Source organism: Flavobacterium psychroterrae, from assembly GCF_018380615.1.
Lineage (GTDB): Bacteria > Bacteroidota > Bacteroidia > Flavobacteriales > Flavobacteriaceae > Flavobacterium > Flavobacterium psychroterrae.
Window position 1 is genome coordinate 1 of the sequence record NZ_JAGYVZ010000059.1, and the last position, 3,503, is coordinate 3,503.

Consider the following 3,503-nt stretch of genomic DNA (forward strand, 5'->3'; position numbering starts at 1 on the left):
TGTTTATGCAAATCAAAATATTATGCAAAAAAAAACAACGTAATTGTATTATTACCAGTTCTTTATATCGAATTTACTTTACATAATATTCTTAGTCATACTCAATAATATTGTTATTTAGTGGTATTAATAACTTTTAAACTATTAGCATAATGGACAAAGAAAACAAGAATCTTGAAAAATTAATTTTGGGTGCTACTGATTATCTAAAATCTCAGTTAGGTTTTGCAAAAAGTACTGTTGACAGATATAGAAGTTGTTGGAAACGACTTAAAAAAGTCATGGACTCCAAAGAAATTAAGTATTATGATCAAACTGTAGAAATACAAATTCTTAGTGTAGAGTTCGGTAATCGTACCAAACGGGAACTTTCCGACAGTGATCAATATTTTTTAATTGCGGTTAAACGATTAACCGAATTTCAGATAACGGGAAAAATTAAGAATTGCGACAAGCTTCTCTCTAAGGCATTTGTCTTTACTGGTGAAATCGGAAAAATAATTGAAATGTTTTTAGATTTCAAAAGTAACGAAGTTAGGCTGTCTGTTAGTCGTATACGCTATTACAAGCAATTTTTATATCATTTTTTATCTTATTGCAATGCAAATGATATATGTAAAATTACAGATGTTAATTCTGTAGTTATTCTGCAATATGTAGCTCAACTTAGTGATGATGTACAAATACCAAACAAATTATCAGTGCTCAGCAGTTTTTTAAGGCATACATATCAACACGCTCATTTAGATGTTGATTATTCTAAAAAAGTTCCTAGGTATAAACGCATTAACCAACCCAAACTCCCCTCCGTATATTCAATACAAGAAATAGAACAGTTAATCGCGTCTGTAGAAAGATCAAGCCGTATAGGGAAAAGAAATTATGCAATAATTCTTCTTGCTGCAAGATTAGGAATTAGAGGTTCGGACATTGCAAATTTACAATTCAATAATTTGCATTGGGATACCAGTACGCTGCAACTAAATCAAGTTAAGACAGGGAAAAAATTGATATTGCCTTTACTTCCTGATGTCGGAAATGCAATAATTGAGTACTTAAAATATGGTCGTCCTGAATCACAGGAACCATATCTATTCTTAAAAGCAACGCCGCCCTACAAGCACTTTCCCGATAGTGGCTGCGTGACCAAAGTTGTTTTGAGAGCATTCAGAAGCACTAATATTTACATTCGGGAACGAAAATTTGGGTCTCATTCTCTACGTCATACACTCGGATTTAGAATGCTCGAAGAAAGTACAGTTCTTCCAGTAATTTCCGAAGTGTTGGGTCATGCAAATAGTGAATCGACAAGATACTATTTACGAATTGACCTCAAATCAATGAGGCAATGTGTCCTTGATGTCCCTTTAGTGGCTAAAGAATTTTATCAGCAGAAAGGAGGTGTTTTTTATGAAAAATAGAAAATACAATAGTATATACGGTTTAAATATCGAGCAATTTATTGATATGAAGTTAAAATTAGGATATGTCTACCGAACATTTTCTACTATCCTATTTCAACTGGATCGTTTTGCTGAGCAAACGAAAGAAACATCATCAGGTATTACTAAAGAGTTTGCCGAGAAGTGGTCTGAAAGGCTACCAAATGAAGGTGAGTTTTATAGATATAGAAGAGTAAGGCTTCTTGCACAATTCTCATCCTACCTATGTGACTTTGGTGTCCAATCATATATTCCTAAACTTCTGCCACATCCCAAAAGCACATTCATTCCATACATTTATTCACCGCAGGAAATTGACACCATTTTTAGAGCCTGCGACGAATTAAGACTAAAAGTAGCCAATATGAATTCCTGTCTTTTTTGTTTTCCTGTTTTAATTAGGTTATTGTACAGTACAGGAGTTCGTATCAGTGAAGCCTTGGCGTTGGGAAAAGATGATATTAATCTGATTGAAAATTATTTACTGGTAAAGGATAGTAAAAACAGAAAGCAAAGAATCATTCCCATCTCAACATCTCTAGCATCTGTTTGCAAAGAATATGTTTGTTATAGAGACCAGATTCCACTGAATCAAACAAAAATTAAAAATTTTTTTGTCAACACTAATGGAAATTCACCTAGTTCCGGTGCTATACTTGCAAGGTTTAAGGAATGTCTTGCAAAAGCAGGCATCCCTTATATTGGCGGAGGACAGGGTCCACGCATTCACGATATGAGACATACGTTTGCTGTTACCTCACTTGCCAATATGGCCGAAGCTGGTATAGACCTGTATGCTTCGATGCCAATACTCTCTAATTACCTGGGACATCAGTCCTTCGATTCAACAAATCAATATGTCAGATTAACCTCGAGCATGTATCCTAGTTTACTTAAAGATATAGACAAAGTATGCTTTGATATGTTCCCTAAATTCAACAATTATGAAACCGACTGATTTTTCAAAGTATATATCTGATTTTATATCAAGGTATCTGCCCGGTGAAAGAGGGGCTAGTATTAACACAATAATAGCCTATCGAGACACTATTATTTTGCTTTTAGATTTTATTCAGCATCAGAAACAAATTAAGCTTGAGAAAATAACACTTGATAAGATTAAAAAGGAAACAGTGATTGAATTTTTAGATTGGATTCAAAAAGAACGAAAATGCAGTAATTCAACACGAAACTCACGCTTGGCTGCAATTCATTCTTTCTATAGGTATTTGCAATACGAAAGTTTAGAAAATTTGCATGAAAGCCAAAAAATTCTATCTATCAAACTTAAAAGAACCGAACAGAAAAGCGTGAACTATCTAACTATAGATGGGATAAAATCACTTTTACAACAACCTGATTTAACAACCAGTAAAGGTCGCCGTGATCTGGCACTTCTCGCTTTAATATATGATAGTGGAGCGAGAGTACAAGAAATTATTGATTTGACTCCTGCTATGTTACGTCTTAATAAACCCTGTACTATTAAACTTATTGGAAAGGGAAATAAGGCGCGCTTAGTACCAATGTTGGAAATGCAAACACAACATCTCATTCAATATATCAAAGAACATCGGCTAAATGATCTTTCCGCTAATATGTGTCCTCTTTTTTTTAATAGTAGAAAGGAAAAACTTACCCGTGCCGGAATCAATTATATTCTTCAGAAATACAGTAATGCTGTCAGAGCAAAAAATAAAATGATAATTCCGGATAAAATTAGTTGCCACTCCCTTAGACATTCTAAAGCGATGCACTTACTACAGGCTGGAGTGAACCTCGTTTACATCCGTGATATACTCGGACATGTATCAATACAAACTACCGAGATTTATGCGAGAGCTGACTCCAAACAGAAAAGAATAGCATTAGAAAAAGCATACATTAATATGAATCCAGATGAAGAGCCTGTGTGGACTACAGATTACAATTTGATTAGCTGGCTCAAACAATTCTAATAATTTATGTAAAGCAATGAAGCTATATTTTCTTATAAACAATTGGCTTTGTATTAGATATAGTCAATTGCTTTACATAATATTTTGCTTTGCATAAACAGCA

General features: G+C 33.9%; 3 protein-coding genes. All 3 read left to right on the forward strand.

The annotated features are described in order from the left end of the window. Nucleotides 1-152: 152 nt before the first annotated feature. The 3 genes from KHA90_RS24845 to KHA90_RS24855 are packed head-to-tail and all read left to right on the forward strand — an operon-like array spanning nucleotide 153 to nucleotide 3,400. A complete protein-coding gene (locus KHA90_RS24845) occupies nucleotides 153-1,421 on the forward strand; it encodes a site-specific integrase (protein WP_213308192.1) in 1,269 nt (422 codons plus the stop codon). Beyond that, nucleotides 1,411-2,400 carry a tyrosine-type recombinase/integrase gene (locus tag KHA90_RS24850; RefSeq protein ID WP_244860605.1) on the forward strand — a complete coding sequence of 330 codons (990 nt, stop codon included), beginning with the start codon at nucleotides 1,411-1,413 and terminating at the stop codon, nucleotides 2,398-2,400. The genes KHA90_RS24845 and KHA90_RS24850 overlap by 11 nt, the downstream gene beginning before the upstream one ends. After that, nucleotides 2,387-3,400 carry a site-specific integrase gene (locus KHA90_RS24855; RefSeq protein WP_213308194.1) on the forward strand — a complete coding sequence of 338 codons (1,014 nt, stop codon included), beginning with the start codon at nucleotides 2,387-2,389 and terminating at the stop codon, nucleotides 3,398-3,400. Before KHA90_RS24850 ends, KHA90_RS24855 begins: the two co-directional genes overlap by 14 nt. The last annotated feature ends 103 nt before the right edge of the window (nucleotides 3,401-3,503 follow it).

Excerpts from the sequence above, each read along its gene's own strand:
- KHA90_RS24845 (WP_213308192.1), top strand. The coding sequence starts at position 153 with ATGGACAAAGAAAACAAGAATCTTGAAAAATTAATTTTGGGTGCTACT.
- KHA90_RS24850 (WP_244860605.1), top strand. The coding sequence starts at position 1,411 with ATGAAAAATAGAAAATACAATAGTATATACGGTTTAAATATCGAGCAA.
- KHA90_RS24855 (WP_213308194.1), top strand. The coding sequence starts at position 2,387 with ATGAAACCGACTGATTTTTCAAAGTATATATCTGATTTTATATCAAGG.